The sequence below is a fragment of the Nonomuraea typhae genome, from assembly GCF_009760925.1.
Taxonomy (GTDB): domain Bacteria; phylum Actinomycetota; class Actinomycetes; order Streptosporangiales; family Streptosporangiaceae; genus Nonomuraea; species Nonomuraea typhae.
In genome coordinates this window covers 1-15955 of record NZ_VRLV01000006.1, presented here as the reverse complement: position 1 = coordinate 15955, position 15955 = coordinate 1, and the positions used below count along the sequence as shown (strand labels likewise).

Below are 15955 nucleotides of genomic sequence, written 5' to 3'. Positions count from 1 at the left end.
TTTTCTCAATGAGAAAATAATCTAGCACGGAGACGAGGACCCTTGGTTGCGATCGGTGTGCCGGATGCCGGTGACGACGGCAGGACGGCGGCGGGACGCGTCCTCACGCTGCTGCATCGGCGCGGCCCGCTGACCCGCGCGGCGGTCACGGCCGAACTCGGCCTGGCCGCGAGCGCGGTCGGCACCGCCTTGGCGGACCTGACAGCGCTGGATCTGGTCCGCATCGGCGACCCGCACGGCGCCCCGGCCGGACGCGGCAGGCCGTCCCCCGTCGTCGAGGTGCATCCCGACGGGCCCGTGGCCGTCGCCGTCCAATTGAGCGCGGACCGCGTAACGGTCAGCCTCGCGGGCCTGGATCGCAGGATCATCCACGTTCGCCAGCACGTTCTGGACGGCTCCGCGACGGACCCCGCCACCCTCATACCGGCCCTGGCGGACGCGATCGCCGATGCGGTCCTGCAGACCGAGCGGCGATGCGTCGGGGTATGCGTGGCCACGCCCGGCTTCATCAGAGAATCCGATGGCTTCGTGAGATCCGCACTGCATCTGGGCTGGAATGACGTGCCCCTCGCCCAGCGACTGGCCGGCATGTCACCCCACGGCCTCCCCGTCGCCGTCGGGCGTGCCGCCACGCTGGCCGCCCTGGCCGAGTTCCGCTACGGGGCCGGACGCGGCACCGCGAGCATGCTGGCCCTGACCAGCGAGCGCGTCGGCGTCGGCGGCGGCTTCATCGACGCGGGCATCCCGCTCACCGGCGGCGGCCACGCCTTGGAAGCCGGCCACATCATCGTCGAGCCGGGAGGACTGCCATGCCCGTGCGGTGCGCGCGGCTGCCTGGAAATGTACGCCGACTCGCGTGCGCTGCTCCGTGCCGCCGGCCGACGCCCTCACCCCGGCCGTGAAGACACCGTCACCGAGATCTTCGATGACGCCGCGGCCGGCGACCGCGCCGCACAGAACGCGATCCGCCGCACCGCCGGCCATCTGGTGACCGGATTGACCAGCCTCGTCAACACGCTCGCCCCGGAGCGCGTGGTGCTCATGGGCTTTCTGGCCCACCTGTATCGGGCCGCCGAGGACTTCGTGCGCGATGGGCTGACGGCCTCCTCCTCCGTCGCTCGCGCCGGCCAGATCGACGTCGTCACCGGCGACCTTCACCATGCCACCCTCGTGGGCGCGGCCGAACGAGCCTTCGCCCCGCTGCTGAGGCAACCGCGTACCGCACTGCGCACCGGCCCGTCATGAAGGAGGTCTCCCTTCAGGCGGTGTTCTGGCCATCACCTGGTCGCGGAAGAGCTGGGCGGCGGGTCCCCACTTCTTGTCGCCGAGGTCGAAGGTGAGGAACGCGGCCGTCTGGGCGATGGATCGGGCGTTCTGGACGGCCTACCTCATCACGTGGGCAACTGATTCCACGAACGACGATAGGGTCGCGCTGACCTGGCTCCCATGCCGCTGACTAGCCTCTTTCCGGTGCGGCAGGCTCTACCGCGGAGCGCTTCCTGGCGGCCGCGAGGGCGGCGCCGCCGATCGGCGCGTACAGCAGCATGCCGATGCCGATGCCGACGGAGAGGTGGTCGATCACCAGGCCGAGCGCGATGCCGACGGTCAGGAAGACGGGGAAGAGGATCGTGGGGTTCAGCTTGGTGTTCGTGTTCATGGCTCAACCCTCGCAGAGTGCAAGGATGCCGCCCCAGTCCCACCGATCACCGTCTACGGATGACAACTGTCACCCCGCGGTGGAAACCTGCACCACCGCTCCCTCCGGAGAGTCACGCACACGTGACACGATGCGCCCATGGACTTGCCGCGGTCGGTCGCGCATGCCACCGACGAGATCAGAGCACTGGCTGCACAGTACGGCGTGACATGGGGCGAAGGCCCCATCTCCTACACGGTGGGCGTGGGCGTCAGCGCGTACACCATGAACGGCCACGACTTCCTCACCCCCGCCTATCGCCAGTTGAGAGAGAAGAACCCGGACGCCACCGAGGCCGAGCTGGGCCGGTTGTGGACCACGGTCGATCCGGCCAGGGCGCTCAGGGAGGCGCTCGACGGCGACGTCCTCGAGAACCTCGCGGCGCTGCGCATCACCGGCGAGGGCGCCTGGCTGGACGCCGTGCCCCGGACCGTCCTGCCCGGCGGCGTGCTCGAGACGACGCTGCTCATCGACTCCTCCCTGGGCGATCCGGTCGAGGTGATCGTCGGCCGCACGCCGTACACGATCGAGCCGTGCGGCGCGCTGCTGGTGCCGCTGAGCTCGGACGCGCGGGTGCGCGCCGGCGGCCGGGCGATCGACCTCGCCCCGCTGGTACGGCACGGCGAGCGCGCCTGGCTGACCGTGCGGGCGGGGTTCCCGGCCCGGTGGAGCGTGACCGGCGGCGACGGGCAGGGCTGGTGGCCCGAGGGCGTGCCGCGCAAGGTGGACTTCCACCGCCGGCCGTACTTCCACGGGGACGAGGTCACGCTGGAGGTGCCGGCGGGCGAGGTGAGCGTGGCGGTGACGCGCGGCATGGAGTACGGCACCGCCGAGGTCACCGTCCACCTCGAGCCGGGCGAGCGACGCGAGGTGAAGCTGCGGCCGGAGCGGTTGTACGACGCCGCGGCCCGCGGCTGGTACGGCGGCGACCTGCACGTCCACCTGAACTGGATGGGCGACGCGCCCGCGCTGCCCGACCTGGCCGCGGCGCACCAGCACGGCGAGGACCTGCACGTGCTCAGCCTGGTGGCGGGCAACGTGGCGGGGGCGCGGGTCTACGACAGGGAGGCGTTCGAGCACTGGGTGGGCAAGAACCTGCCCTGGTCGGACGAGACCCACATCGCGCGCTTCGGCGTCGAGTTCCGCAACGACCTGCTCGGGCACGTGACCGGCTTCGGGCTGGAGGGCGTGCCGCACCGGTATCACGCGGGCTTCGTGGACGCCGACTTTCCCACCAACGCGGTCATGCTGCGCGAGTTTCACCAGCTGGGCGCGCTCACCGGATACGGGCATCCGTTCCATACGCTGATCGGTGAGGAGGATCCGCCCGACGGGGTGCTGGACGCGGGCCGCAACTGCGCCGCCAGGGAGATCGTGGCCGACGCCGCGCTCGGGCTGATCGACTCCCTCGACGTGGTGACCAACAGCTCCAACGCGGCGACCTCGCTGGTGTACCGGCGGCTGCTCGGGGCGGGCAACCTGCTGGCCGCGGTCGCGGGCACGGATGCGGTGCTGTCGATCTCGCGCCGGGGCACGGCCTCCAGCCCGCTCGGCTGGGGTCGCACCTACGCGCGCGTGGACGGGCCGCTGTCGGTTCCGGCCTACATCGAGGCGGTACGGCGCTGCCGTACCTTTGCCACCACCGGCCCCTGGGTGGAGCTGGACGTGGACGGACGCGGCCCCGGCGAGCGGGTGGATGTACGGCCCGGCCAGCGGGTCCGGGTCGCGGTCAGGACGGTCGGGCCCGAGGCGGAGCTGCTGGAGATCCGGACGGCCGACGGCGTGGTGGCGCAGGGGCCGCCGGGTGAGCTGGTGGCCGAGGTGGAGGTGACCGAGTCCACGTACGTGGTGGCGGTGGTCACCGGGCCGCGTCATCCGCGGTCGCTGCACCAGGGCGGCGTGTTCGCGCACACCAGCCCGGTGCTCCTGGAGGCGGACGGGCGGCCGGTCGCCAGGAAGGCCGATGTGAAGTGGTGCCTGGACTGGCTGAACAGGCTGGAGCGGCTGATCGGCGAGTTCGGCCGCTTCGAGGATCCCTCGGAGCTGCGCCCGCACCTGGAGCTCTACCAGCAGGCCCGGGAGGTCTACAGGTCGAGGTTAGGGAGGTCTTGATCCCGGACCCCGTGGGACGAGGAGCTCGGCGCCTACGTCAACGCGATCGCCCCTGAAAGCGACGAACCCGCCGGCGACATCCCAAGGGCGTCGCCGCCGGGTCGTAAGGGTCGGGAGACATCCGCTCAGGCCGACAGCCTGGCGTCCGCCATCACGGTCTCGAACGGGAACGTGTCGGCGAAGGCGGGGCGCAGATCCGTCAGCCAGACGGCCTTCGGGTCGTACTGGGCGAAGAACGGCCGGCCGACCAGGGACGGGTCGCGGGCCTGGATGAGGTGGAGCACGAAGACCTTCTGCCCGGCGATCTCGGTGACGCCGTCCACGCAGACCTTGCCCGGCGTCGCGGACATGGAAGGCCCGCGCACCGTGCGGCAGAGCCCGGAGATGGAGGCGTAGGCGTCGCGGAAGACCTCGTAGGCGTCGGCCAGCGGTACCGCGAAGTAGTCCTGCGGCCCGGTGTCACGCTCGACGAACATGTAGTACGGGATCATCCCCATGCGGAGCTGGGTGCGCCACATGGTCGACCAGACCTCCGGCCGGTCGTTGATGGAGCGGATGAGCGGTGCCTGGGTCCTGATCGTCGCCCCTGTGGCGAGGATCCGCTCTACCGCCGACTCCACCAACGGCGGCTCCAGTTCCCGCGGGTGCGAGAAGTGGGCCATGAAGGCGAGGTTCTTGCCCGCCGCGACGACCTGCTCGAACAGGCGGAGTGTGTCGTCGGCGTCGGGGTCGGTGGTGAAGCGCTGCGGCCAGTAGGCCAGCGACTTGGTACCGATTCTGATGGATTCGAGCTGCTCGACCTCCAGCAGCGGTTCGACGTAGCGCTTGAGCACCGGCTCACCCATGATCATGGGATCGCCGCCGGTCAGCAGCACGCTGGTGACCTCGGGATGCTGGCGCAGGTAGGCGACGAGCTGGTCGATGTCGTCGGAGGCGAACTTGAGGTCCGCGTCACCGACGAACTGCGCCCAGCGGAAGCAGTACGTGCAGTAGGCGTGACAGGTCTGCCCCTGTTTGGGGAAGAACAGCACGGTCTCCGGATATTTGTGCTGCATGCCCGGCACCGGCTCCCGGCCGATCCGCGGCACGTTGAGCTCCATCTGCCCGGCGGGATGCGGGTTGAGCTGGGCCCGGACCTTGTTGGCCTCGGCGTTCAGCTCGGCGGCCGGCGCCTCCGCCTTGAGCAGGTCGGCCAGCCTGGACACGTCGGCCGCGGGCAGCATGTCCGCCTGCGGGAAGACGAGGCGGTATATGGGATCCTCGGGCGCCGCCGACCAATCTATGAGTTCATCCACGACGTAGGCGTTGGTCCGAAAGGGCAGCACCGTCGCGACGGCGCGTACCTTCAGACGCTCCTCCTCGCTGAGTCCCGCACGCAGCAGCAACTCGTCGAGGTGCTTGGACGTATACGCCCGGAAGCGTCGCGTTCCTGCCTGGTTCAAGATCACTAGGCCTTTCCCATCTTTTTTGTTCGATCGGATGTAAACCTCTCGACCCTGTCGTGCGTCTAGGGTTCTTATACCCGGACGCGCACCAAGCCACTTCTGGTTCCGCTGGGACCCAAGTTTCTCCTGTCGTCAGCCTCTCGCGACATATCGCGAAGGGACATACACTGCCATTGTGACCGACGATCCTGTCATGCGGGCCTCAGATGCCGACCGCGATCGAGTCGCCGCGGTACTGAGCGAGGCCCTTGCCACCGGACGACTCACCACAGCCGAGCACGCCGACCGCCTCGACGTCGCGTACTCCGCCACCACGGTCGGCGAGCTCGTCCCGCTCACCCGAGACCTCCCCGAGGTCAGCGCCGCGAACTCCGCGCCGGGCATGATCGAGCGCCAGACCGTAAACTCAACGTTCAGCAAAATCATCAGGCGCGGACGCTGGGTCGCCTCCCGGCACACCACGCTGACCGCCAACTTCGGCGCCCTGATCGTGGACCTGTCCGACGCCGTGCTGCCCGGCCGCGAGATCACCCTCGAGCTCGACGCCCGCTTCAGCAAGCTCATCGTCCGCGTGCCCGACAACGCCCAGGTCGTCGACGAGGGCGGCTCCATGTTCGGCAAGCGCAACGTCTCGGGCGGCACAGGCGGCGACGGCCCCCTCATCCGCGTCACCGGCCGCAGCATGTTCTCCAAGGTCATCGTGACCCGCGGGGTCACGGACTGGAACCTCGCGTAAGTAACGCCACCCCCACCTGCCTACGATGCTCGTGGGGTGAGAGTTGTCCGAGGGTAAGCCGATCGCACTGGACGCCATGGGCGGCGACCACGCGCCGCACGAGATCGTCGGCGGCGCGGTCCACGCTGTGCGCGAGCGCGGCCTCCCGGTGGTGCTCGTCGGCCCGCCCCGCGTGCTCTACGAGGCGCTGGCCGACCACAACGCCACCAAGGAGATCCCGATCGTGCGGGCCGAGGAGGCCCTCGCGATGGACGAGGGCGCGCTGGCGAGCCTGCGCCGCCCCCGCTCCAGCATCGCGATCGCCTGTCACCTGGTACGGCAGGGCAACGCCGGCGCCGTCGTGTCGGCCGGTTCCACGGCCGGCGTCGTGGCCACCGGCCGCCTGCGCCTGAAAGGCCAGCAGGGCGTGCTCCGCCCGGCCATCGCCGTGGCCCTCCCGACCCGGCCCAAGCCCTCGCTCCTGCTGGACGCCGGGGCCAACGCCGAGGTCAAGCCCGAGATGCTGCTCCAGTTCGCCCACCTCGGCGCCGCCTACGCCGAGACCGCCTACGGCATCGGCAAGCCCCGCGTCGCCCTGCTCACCATCGGCAGCGAGGCGGAAAAGGGCAACAAGCTCGTCCGCCGGGCCCACGAACTCCTCCAGTCCTCCCCCGCCCTGCACTTCGTCGGCAACGTCGAAGGCCACGACCTGCTCACCGGCGCCGCAGACGTCATCGTCACCGACGGCTTCACCGGCAACGTGGCGCTCAAGACGATGGAGGGCGCCGTCCGCTACGCCTTCGACGAGCTGCGCCAGGCCGTCGAGAGCAGCCGCCTGTCCAAGCTGGGCGCCGTCCTGCAACGTTCCGCCCTGCGCGGCCTGGCCCACCGGCTCGACGCCGAGGCGTACGGCGGGGCCGTACTGCTGGGCCTGAACGGCACGGTCGTCATCGCCCACGGCGCCGCCAGGGCCCAGAGCGTCAGCGCGGCCTGCCAGCTGGCGGCCGATCTCGCCAAGGGCGGCATCGTCGCGCGCATCGGCGAACGCATCGCCGCCACCCACCGCACCCACCGGTTGTGGTAGCCCAGGTACTGTTTGTCCGAGATCCACAACATCGGGGGGTTGTGTGGACGGGCTGACTTCCGCTCAGGTGGCCGCTGCGCCACGTAACGACATGCCGCGCCGGTCCAGCCGCTCGTTGTGGGCCATCGTCAGGGCCAACGTGTTCACCCTGTTCAACCTGGTGATCGCGATCCTGTGGGTGCTCATCATGATCTTCGGCCAGTGGCAGAACGGCCTGTTCGGCCTGGTCATCGTGGCCAACGCGCTCATCGGCATCGTCCAGGAGCTGCGCGCCAAAGCCACGCTGGACAAGCTCGCCGTGGTCAACGAGGCGCCGGTCAGGGTCCGCCGCGACGGCAGGGACCAGGAGATCGAGCCCAGGGCGGTCGTGCTCGGCGACCTCATCCTGCTCGGCCCCGGCGACCGCCTGCTGGTCGATGGCGAGGTCGTGGCCGCCGAAGGGCTGGAGATCGACGAGTCGCTGCTGACCGGAGAGGCCGACCCCGTCCACAAGCGACCCGGCGACCAGGTGCTGTCCGGCAGCTTCGCCGTCGCCGGCACCGGCTCGTTCGTCGCCACCAAGGTCGGCGCCGACGCCTACGCCGCCAAACTCACCGAGGAGGCCAGCAAGTTCGGCCTGGCCCACTCCGAACTGCGCGACGGCATCACCAAGTTCATCCGCTACGTCACCTACCTGGTCATCCCGATCGGCGCCCTGCTGATCTGGAGCCAGGTACGCAACGAAGCCGACTTCGGCACCGCCATCACCGGAGCGGTCGCCGGCATCGTCACCATGATCCCCGAGGGCCTGGTGCTGATGACCTCGATCGCCTTCGCCGTCGGCGTGGTACGGCTGGGCCAGCGCAAGGTCCTGGTCCAGGAACTGCCCGCGATCGAGGGCCTGGCCCGGGTGGACGTGCTCTGCCTGGACAAGACCGGCACCCTCACCGCCGGCGGCATGGACCTCGACGAGGTGCTGCCCCTGCGCGCCGGCGAACCGGTGGACGACGCCCTGGCCGCCCTGGCCAACGTCGACCCCCGGCCCAACCCGACCGCGCAGGCCATCCAGGCCCGCCACCCGGCGATGCCCGAGGGCTGGACGGTCACCGGCTCCGTGCCGTTCTCCTCGGCCAGGAAGTGGAGCGGGGCCGCCTTCGGCGAGCATGGCGCGTGGGTGCTCGGGGCGCCGGACATCCTGCTCGAACCGGGCAGCGACGGGTACGAGGGAGCCGCCGAGCTGGCGCTGAGCGGTGCCCGGGTGCTCGCGCTCTGCCGTACCACCTCCCTGGAGGACGACGCGGACATCGAGCCCGTCGCGCTCATCACGCTCAAACAGCGCATCCGCCCCGACGCCAAGGAGACGCTGGCCTACTTCGCCCGCCAGAACGTCACCCTCAAGATCATCTCCGGCGACAACCCCGACGCGGTCTCCGCCATCGCCGTCGGCCTCGGCATCCCCGGCGGCGAGAACGCCGTCGACGCCCGCACGCTGCCCGAGAACGACCCCGGCAAGCTCGCCGACACGCTGGAGAAGAACACCGTCTTCGGCCGGGTCACCCCCGTGCAGAAACGCCAGTTCGTCGGTGCGCTGCAGTCACGCGGGCACACGGTCGCCATGACCGGCGACGGCGTCAACGACGTGCTCGCGCTCAAGGACGCCGACCTCGGCATCGCCATGGGCGCCGGCAGCCCCGCGACCAAGGCGGTGGCGCAGGTCGTGCTCCTGGACAACCGGTTCGCGACACTGCCGCACGTCGTGGGCGAAGGGCGGCGGGTGCTGGCCAACATCGAGCGGGTCTCCAACCTGTTCCTCACCAAGACCTTCTACGCGATCGTGCTGTCGCTGCTCACCGGCGTGTTCGGGCTGATGTTCCCGTTCGAGCCGCGGCACTCGACGCTGGTCAACGCCCTGACCATCGGCATCCCGGCGTTCTTCCTCGCGCTGGCGCCGAGCGACGAACGCTCCAGGCCCGGGTTCGTGCCCCGGGTGCTGCGCTTCGCCGTACCCGCCGGGGTGATCTGCGCGGGGGCGGTGTTCTTCTCGTTCTGGGCCGCGCACTCCGGTTCGTCCACACTCCTCCAGGATCGCACCACCGCCGTCATCACGCTCTTCCTGACGACCTGGTGGGTCCTGATCCTCATCGCCCGGCCGCTCAAGTGGTGGAAGACCATCCTCATCGCGGCCATGGCCGCGCTCTTCGCGATCTCCTTCACCATCCCGCTGACCAGGTCGTTCTTCGGGCTGGCGCCGTCGGATGTGAGCAACGACCTGGTGGCGTTCGGAGTGTCCGTGGTGGCCGCCGCACTCATCAGTCTCGCGGTCAAGGTCACCGGTACCCTTAGGACATGACCGACCCGCAGATAGTGCTCGCCGAGCGCGTCCAGCAGGCGCTGGCCGACGCGATCGGAGCCGAGTACGCCGACGCAGACCCGATGATCCGGCCCTCCCAGTTCGCCGACTTCCAGGCGAACGTGGCGATGAGCGTGGGCAATCGGCTGCGACGGTCGCCGCGGGAGGTCGCCGAGGCCATCAGAGCCCAGATGTCCGGCTTCCCCGGCACGGTGGAGGTGTCCGGGCCGGGCTTCCTGAACATCACGCTCGACACCTCCTGGATCGCCGATCAGGCCTCCCAGATGCTGGCCGACCCGCGCGCCGGAGTCAGCCAGGCCACGCCGCAGCGCATCGTGATCGACTACTCCGCGCCCAACGCGGCCAAGGAGATGCACGTCGGCCACCTGCGCACCACCATCGTGGGCGACGCCATGGCCAGGATCATGGAGCACCTCGGCCACACCGTCATCCGGCAGAACCACCTGGGCGACTGGGGCACGCCGTTCGGCATGCTCATCGAGCACCTGCTCGACATCGGCGAGGACGCCGCCGTCGCCCAGCTCGAAGCCGGCGCGGGCACCGAGTACTACCAGGCCGCCCGGGCCAAGTTCGAGAGCGACCAGACGTTCAAGGAACGCGCCCGCACCCGGGTCACCACGCTCCAGTCCGGCGACCCCGAGACCATGCGGCTCTGGCACGTCTTCATGGACGCCACCATCCGCTACTTCAACAAGGTCTACACGATGCTCGGCGTCACCCTCACCGACGCCGACATCGCCGGCGAGAGCATGTACAACCCGATGCTCGAGAAGACCTGCGACGACCTGCAGGCCATGGGCGTCGCGGTCATGAGCGAAGGCGCGCTCTGCCTGTTCCCGCCCGGCTTCACCGGCTCCGACGACAAGCCGCTGCCGCTCATCATCAGGAAGAGCGACGGCGGGTACGGCTACGCCTCCACCGACATGGCCGCCATCCGCTACCGGGTGGACGACCTCAAGGTGGACCGCATCCTCTACGTCGTCGGCGCCGACCAGGCGCTGCACTTCCGGATGATCTTCGCCGCCGCCGAGCAGGCCGGCTGGCTGCCCGACACCGTCTCCGCCGAACACATCCAGATCGGGATGATGCTCGGCAAGGACGGCAAGCGGTTCAAGACCCGCTCCGGCGAGTCGGTCAAGCTCACGGACCTGCTCCAGGAAGCCGTGGACCGGGCCACTGCGGCCATCGACGACCGGGGCTACGACGAGGTGACGAAGGCCGAGATCGCGCACGCGGTCGGGATGGGCGCGGTGAAGTACGCCGACCTGTCCATCAGCCACGACAGCGAGTACGTCTTCGACTTCGACCGGATGCTCAGCTTCAGCGGCAACACCGCGCCGTACCTGCAGTACGCGCAGGCCCGCATCCGCTCGATCTTCCGCAAGGCCGAGGTGGACCCGGCCGCGGTGCAGGGGCCGATCCGCATCGGCGAGGACGCCGAGCGCGCGCTCGCGCTCCAGTTGCTCGGCTTCGGCGCCGTGGTGGACCAGGTGGCCGACCTGGTCGAGCCGCACCGGCTGGCCGCCTACCTCTACGCGACCGCCACCGCCTTCACCACCTTCTTCGAGCAGTGCCCGGTGCTGAAGGACGGCGTGGACCCCGAGACGCGGGCCTCCCGGCTGGCGCTCTGCGCGCTCACGCTCCGCGTGATGGAGACCGGGCTCGACCTCCTCGGTGTTCCGGTACCCGACCGCATGTAAGGCATTTCCCCCACTGGGCGCGCCTCCTACGGGTTGGCGCGCCCCCCGGTTAGGCTTTACGCGGTCATGAAGAAGAGGCCGATATTGGGGGAGTTTCTGCCTTGAGCACGGACCTGACCGCAAGCCCCCCTACCGCGACGGAGCTGCACCGCTACACCGAGGCCCTACTCACACACCTGGCCGCCGACGGGTCAGCGCCACCCCAGGCGCCCGACTTCCACGACGTCGCCGACTACTGGCTGCCACCGGCCGTCGAAGCGCTCATCGCCATCCTGGCCGGCGACGACCCGATCGAGCCGCTGACCAGAGCCGCCGGCCGCGACCAGCAGAAAACCGCGCTCTTCCTCTGCCTCGCGCTGGCCGTCGCCGGCCACGGCGGGCGCATCCACGCCTCCTGGCTCGGCACCGCCTTCGGCGAACTCTCCCTCGACCGGCCCGTCACCCATGGCCAGCGCTCGTTGTGGCTGGCCGCCGCCCGAGGCGCGTACGGCCCGGCCGGCAAGATCTTCGTGCTCAGGAAACTCGACGCGCTGGCCGTACCCGATGCGGCTGAACCCCGCGCATGGGTGCAGGCGCTCGCGCCCGGCGAGCCCTCCGTGGTCGTGCCCAACTCGCTGGTCGACTTCCCGGAGATGGCGGAGATCCCCGAACTCGCCCGCCCCGCCCAGGCCGCCGCCCGGCTGGCCCGGCTGCGCGCCCGCTGCGCCGAGATCACCTCGGCCAAGCAGGCCGAGCAGGACTCCTCCGCTCCGCTGACCAACAGCAGCGGCAGCCCCGCCTCCGCGTGGGCGGAAGACGAACCCCTCGCCGTCCTGCGCACCCTCGCCGGCCTCAGCGGCCCGGAGGGCCCCATGGGCTCGCTCACCGCGCATCTGCTCGACGACCTGCGTCCCGGCGCCGACCCGCACCTCGCGGCGATCGCCCTGCACGTGGCCGCGCCGATCCTGCGCGCCTACGCCGACGAGATGGAAGCCGACACCCAGCTGATCCCGCCCTCGACGGTCACCGTGGCGCTCTTGGGCCACCGCATCGTGCTGTGCCCTGAAGGGCCCGACCCGGAGTCGTTCTCACGCGCCGAACAGGAAATCGCAGCCAAGGGCGCCCCGAAGCGCCGCCCCCCGATCGCGGCCTACGCACTGATCGTGCTGGGAGTGGCCGCAGTCGCTGCCTTCGTGATCCATGGCCTGCTTGCCGTGCTGGGCGTGGCCATGCTCGGCCTGGGCGGCTGGCTGCTGTGGCAGCGCCACCAGGCCAAGGAAGCGGACAACCGTTACGTCACCGCTCAACTGAACGAACTTCGCGAACTCGCCGACGGCGCGGTGTGGGCACTCCACGCCTACGCCCGCGAGGCCGAAGCCCGCGCCAAACAGGCAGCGGAGGACTCAACCGACCTCAACCGGCTGATCCGCCGCGGCCCGCGCGCCGCCTAGCTGGTCTCGATCTCCACGTGCGCCGGCGCGAGCAGGAAGACCCGATCGGCGATCCGCTCGATCCGGCCCTCGCACCCGTAAGCCAGCCCCGCGGCGAAGTCCACCATCCGCGTGGCCTCGGGCATCGGCATCCCGGTAACGTCCATGATCACGGTCTGACCCTCACGGAAGTGCTGGCCGATCATCGGAGCATCGTTGTACTTCAACGGCTGCACCATCACAATGCGTGACGACTCCACAGTGGACCTCCACCGCTTCGCCGCCCGCTCGGACGCCGGGATGTACTCGTCTTCGTACTGCTCGTCTTCGTAGGCCTCGTCGTAAGGATCGACGCCGCCCAGGCCAAGGTAGCTCACCACCTTGCGCACTGCCCCCATCGGTATGTCCTTTCCTCAGGAACTCACCGTAATCGGCACGTCCCCACACATTGGACGGTAACCGACGATTCCGCGTTCGCCATGCGACACGCCCAGCACTTATTCCATTTTGTACGGCTAGCACCCTGGTTGCAGCTGGATTACAAGCGACCTATAGCCTTGCAATCCATGCGGGTCTACACCGTGGACGCCTTCACCGATGTGGCGTTCAAAGGCAATCCAGCAGCCGTCTGCCTCATGGACACCCCCGTGCCCACCGCCTGGATGCAAGCGGTCGCGGCCGAGATCGGCCTGTCGGAGACAGCATTCCTGCTGGGCAATTCACTACGCTGGTTCACCCCCGCTGTCGAGGTCTCCCTGTGCGGGCACGCGACGCTAGCCACCGCCCACGTCCTCTATTCGACCGGCGCCGACGGCCCCCTTGAATTCTCGACCGCCAGCGGAATCCTGTCTGTGAATCGCACCACAGATAGCATGATCACAATGGACTTTCCCGCCAAGGAAGTGACCCCGATCACCGCTCCGGACGGCTTGGAGAATGCCCTGGGAGCGATCCCGGTGCAGGTCAGCCAGGCTAAAGACGACTTGCTGGTGGAGCTGGGAGCAGAAGAAGAAGTACGCACCCTATCCCCGGACATCAGCGCCTTGTCCCGCCTGCCACAGCGCGCGGTAATCGTCACCGCTCAAGGCCTTTCCACGGACTTCGTCTCCCGCTTCTTCGCCCCCAAGGTCGGCGTCCCCGAGGACCCGGTCACCGGCTCCGCCCACTGCGCCCTGGCTCCGTACTGGTCCGCGCGGCTGGGCCGTACGCGCATGATCGGCGCCCAATTGTCGGCCCGCGGTGGCATGATCCAGGTGACTCACCGTGGCGACCGAGTAGACCTCGCCGGCCACGCCGTCACCATCACCTCCGGGGAACTCCACGCCTGATGTACTTCATCCACCGCGACGCCACCGCAGGACCTCTGGGCAAACGAGTGCGTCACCATCCGGGCACCACCGTCCTGGACTGGTTCCGCGAGACCTGGCACCGGACCAAAGCCGTAGCCGATCTCGCCGCCTGGTCCGAGCAGCACCTGGGCGCCCACTGCTCTGGACTGGCCTTCTTCTTCGAGAAGCTCCCGCGCCCGCCGGAGAGCATGCTCGACTTACGCCGCCTGATGCGCACGTACCGCTTCTACGAGAGCTATGCCAGGGTGGACGAGCACAGCGTCCGCATCCTCAGCGACACGGGCTTCCAAGAGGTCGCCCACTACCTCGTGGACGACGAGACGGTCCTGAGCGAGCCGGAACGCTGGTCCTATCTCCTCCAGCCCGACCCCCACCTCGCCGACGCCTCCCGCCGAGACCCTTCACCTCGCCGGTGGCTCCACACGAGCTCATCGACCACGCGCCCGGCGCCGAGGGCACCACGTACGCCGTCATCTTCGACACTGGCGGACGACACGAGGAGTTCGGCTGGAACCCGCCCCTGGCCTTTCCCGGGATCCGCCTACCGCAACTCGCGGCCGCACTCCGCGCCACCGACCCCGAGAGGTTGGGCGACTCCTCCCATCTCCTCATCCTCCGCGCCCTGGTGGCCGAAGACGAGGACACGCTCTCCCCGGCGCTGCACCGCTGCTTCCGCTGGCCCGGCTTCTACCGCGACCACTGCGACACCATCGACGAGCTCTCCACCGACCACCCGACGGCCCACCAGCTCGCCCTGCGCACAATCGCGGCTTCCCAGCCAGGCCCCGCCGACGGCCTTGTCACCGTCGAGGACCACCTGGCGTACGTGTGCCTGCCCTTCGGGCACGAGCCAGAGCATCGCCAATGGTTCTTCTTCGACGACATATGGGCCGGCAGTCACCCCGATCTGGCCGCGTCCATGGTCCACGCAGCTTTTCACTGGGATCCGCGATGCGACAGGCCGCACGGAGCCTGGCTGCAGTGCGGCAACCGTCACCAGCTTGAGATCCAGGTCTCCCTCCCCATCCCGGAACCCACGTTCGACTCGGACGAGCTGGACGCGGCCTGGGAGGTCGCCGAGGACATTCCTAGCGAACACCCACAATCATGGTCGTATGAGCAGTGGGTGAACCTCCTGGGGACTGGCGAAGGGTACGGCCCAGTCATCGTCCGCGACTACGAACCCGGTGACGAATCCGACCTCGACTCCCTTCTCTCCGCTTGCGACGCGGCTCCTTCAGAACCCACATGGGACAGACGGCTGCTCATCCTGAAGAAGACCGAAGTCATCGGCGTAGTCGAAGCCGGCTTCCCGCCAGAGGCCCCGGAACGATGCGACCTCGAGCGGTTCCTCATCCATCCAGGCCGGCACAGGCGCGGCGTCGCCACCGCCGTCGCGCGACGGCTGTGCGGCGAGCTACAGGTGCTAGGCGTGCGGTACGTCACGATGACTCTCGACCTGAGCCGCCCGAGCGCCAACCTGCTCCGTGCCATCCGCAAGCATCGCGGCATACCCGCTGACATGATCACCTCGTACGAGGAGGAGCGGGTGCCCGTGGAGCTTTGGCTCGGCCGCGTCGACACCGTCATCGACTAGCCGCACAACGCAGAAAGGGCCACCCCATGCCGGGATGGCCCTTTCTGATCAATATTTGTGCGGCGGCGACCTACTCTCCCACACCCTCCCGAGTGCAGTACCATCGGCGCAGAGAAGCTTAACTTCCGGGTTCGGAATGTAACCGGGTGTTTCCTTCCCGCCATAACCACCGCAACCTCTTGAGACCGTTTGTTGTCTCAGAATTGCGTAGTGGACGCGAGCAAGAACATCCTGAACCATCGACCTCGCGCTGCTCCGGACCCGGCGAAGAGTAACAGAGCGCTGCAGAGAACCTACAGTTCAGGACGCGAATGCTTTGTGGTCAAGTCCTCGGCCTATTAGTACCGGTCAGCTCCACACGTTACCGCGCTTCCACCTTCGGCCTATCAACCCGGTCGTCTACCGGGAGCCTTACCCCCCTCACAGGGGTGGGAGACCTCATCTCAAGGCGAGCTTCCCGCTTAGATGCTTTCAGCGGTTATCCCTTCCGAACGTAGC

At 69.0% G+C, this 15955-nt stretch carries 12 protein-coding genes and 2 rRNA genes; 9 read left to right on the top strand and 5 right to left on the bottom strand.

Features of this window, described 5'->3' with window-relative positions:
* Positions 1 to 42 precede the first annotated feature (42 nt).
* Positions 43 to 1245, top strand: a complete 1203-nt coding sequence (locus FVE25_RS22835; RefSeq protein WP_157249083.1) for an ROK family protein — start codon at positions 43 to 45, stop codon at positions 1243 to 1245.
* A 211-nt stretch (positions 1246 to 1456) separates the two neighbouring features.
* On the opposite strand, the gene FVE25_RS22830 is transcribed toward FVE25_RS22835, so the two are convergent.
* Positions 1457 to 1657 (bottom strand): hypothetical protein, encoded by a 201-nt coding sequence (locus FVE25_RS22830; protein WP_157249082.1) that lies wholly within the window; start codon positions 1655 to 1657, stop codon positions 1457 to 1459.
* 138 nt (positions 1658 to 1795) lie between these two features.
* On the opposite strand from FVE25_RS22830, the gene FVE25_RS22825 reads away from it, so the two are divergent.
* Complete coding sequence (locus tag FVE25_RS22825; RefSeq protein WP_157249081.1) at positions 1796 to 3808, top strand: CehA/McbA family metallohydrolase; 2013 nt, start codon at positions 1796 to 1798, stop codon at positions 3806 to 3808.
* Between the two features lie 125 nt (positions 3809 to 3933).
* Here the strand turns inward: FVE25_RS22825 and FVE25_RS22820 are convergent, their stop codons facing one another.
* Entirely contained in the window at positions 3934 to 5256 is a 1323-nt protein-coding gene (locus tag FVE25_RS22820) for a KamA family radical SAM protein (protein ID WP_157249080.1), read from the bottom strand.
* Between the two features lie 172 nt (positions 5257 to 5428).
* Here FVE25_RS22820 and FVE25_RS22815 point away from each other — a divergent pair, with 172 nt between their 5' ends.
* From FVE25_RS22815 to FVE25_RS22795, 5 genes are all read left to right on the top strand, one after another.
* Positions 5429 to 5989 carry a DUF1707 SHOCT-like domain-containing protein gene (locus tag FVE25_RS22815; RefSeq protein WP_246267314.1) on the top strand — a complete coding sequence of 187 codons (561 nt, stop codon included), beginning with the start codon at positions 5429 to 5431 and terminating at the stop codon, positions 5987 to 5989.
* Positions 5990 to 6032: 43 nt separating this feature from the next.
* On the top strand, positions 6033 to 7052 hold the full coding sequence (gene plsX, locus FVE25_RS22810; RefSeq protein ID WP_157249079.1) for a phosphate acyltransferase PlsX: 1020 nt from the start codon (positions 6033 to 6035) through the stop codon (positions 7050 to 7052).
* A gap of 91 nt (positions 7053 to 7143) precedes the next feature.
* Complete coding sequence (locus FVE25_RS22805; RefSeq protein ID WP_157249078.1) at positions 7144 to 9381, top strand: HAD-IC family P-type ATPase; 2238 nt, start codon at positions 7144 to 7146, stop codon at positions 9379 to 9381.
* Positions 9378 to 11102 carry an arginine--tRNA ligase gene (gene argS / locus FVE25_RS22800; protein WP_157249077.1) on the top strand — a complete coding sequence of 575 codons (1725 nt, stop codon included), beginning with the start codon at positions 9378 to 9380 and terminating at the stop codon, positions 11100 to 11102. Before FVE25_RS22805 ends, argS begins: the two co-directional genes overlap by 4 nt.
* A 101-nt stretch (positions 11103 to 11203) precedes the next feature.
* Complete coding sequence (locus tag FVE25_RS22795) at positions 11204 to 12532, top strand: hypothetical protein (RefSeq protein WP_246267312.1); 1329 nt, start codon at positions 11204 to 11206, stop codon at positions 12530 to 12532.
* On the opposite strand, the gene FVE25_RS22790 is transcribed toward FVE25_RS22795, so the two are convergent.
* On the bottom strand, positions 12529 to 12909 hold the full coding sequence (locus tag FVE25_RS22790) for a cell division protein SepF (protein WP_157249076.1): 381 nt from the start codon (positions 12907 to 12909) through the stop codon (positions 12529 to 12531). The two genes, FVE25_RS22795 and FVE25_RS22790, sit on opposite strands and share 4 nt — an antisense overlap.
* A 168-nt stretch (positions 12910 to 13077) precedes the next feature.
* On the opposite strand from FVE25_RS22790, the gene FVE25_RS22785 reads away from it, so the two are divergent.
* Together FVE25_RS22785 and FVE25_RS22780 are read left to right on the top strand one after the other, a co-directional pair.
* Positions 13078 to 13839: a PhzF family phenazine biosynthesis protein gene (locus tag FVE25_RS22785; protein ID WP_157249075.1), complete on the top strand. Its 762-nt coding sequence runs from the start codon at positions 13078 to 13080 to the stop codon at positions 13837 to 13839.
* 433 nt (positions 13840 to 14272) lie between these two features.
* Positions 14273 to 15457, top strand: a complete 1185-nt coding sequence (locus tag FVE25_RS22780) for a GNAT family N-acetyltransferase (RefSeq protein WP_157249074.1) — start codon at positions 14273 to 14275, stop codon at positions 15455 to 15457.
* A 57-nt stretch (positions 15458 to 15514) separates the two neighbouring features.
* Here the strand turns inward: FVE25_RS22780 and rrf are convergent.
* Positions 15515 to 15631 (bottom strand): 5S ribosomal RNA (gene rrf, locus FVE25_RS22775).
* A 144-nt stretch (positions 15632 to 15775) separates the two neighbouring features.
* Positions 15776 to 15955, bottom strand: a 23S ribosomal RNA gene (locus FVE25_RS22770); the annotation flags it as partial.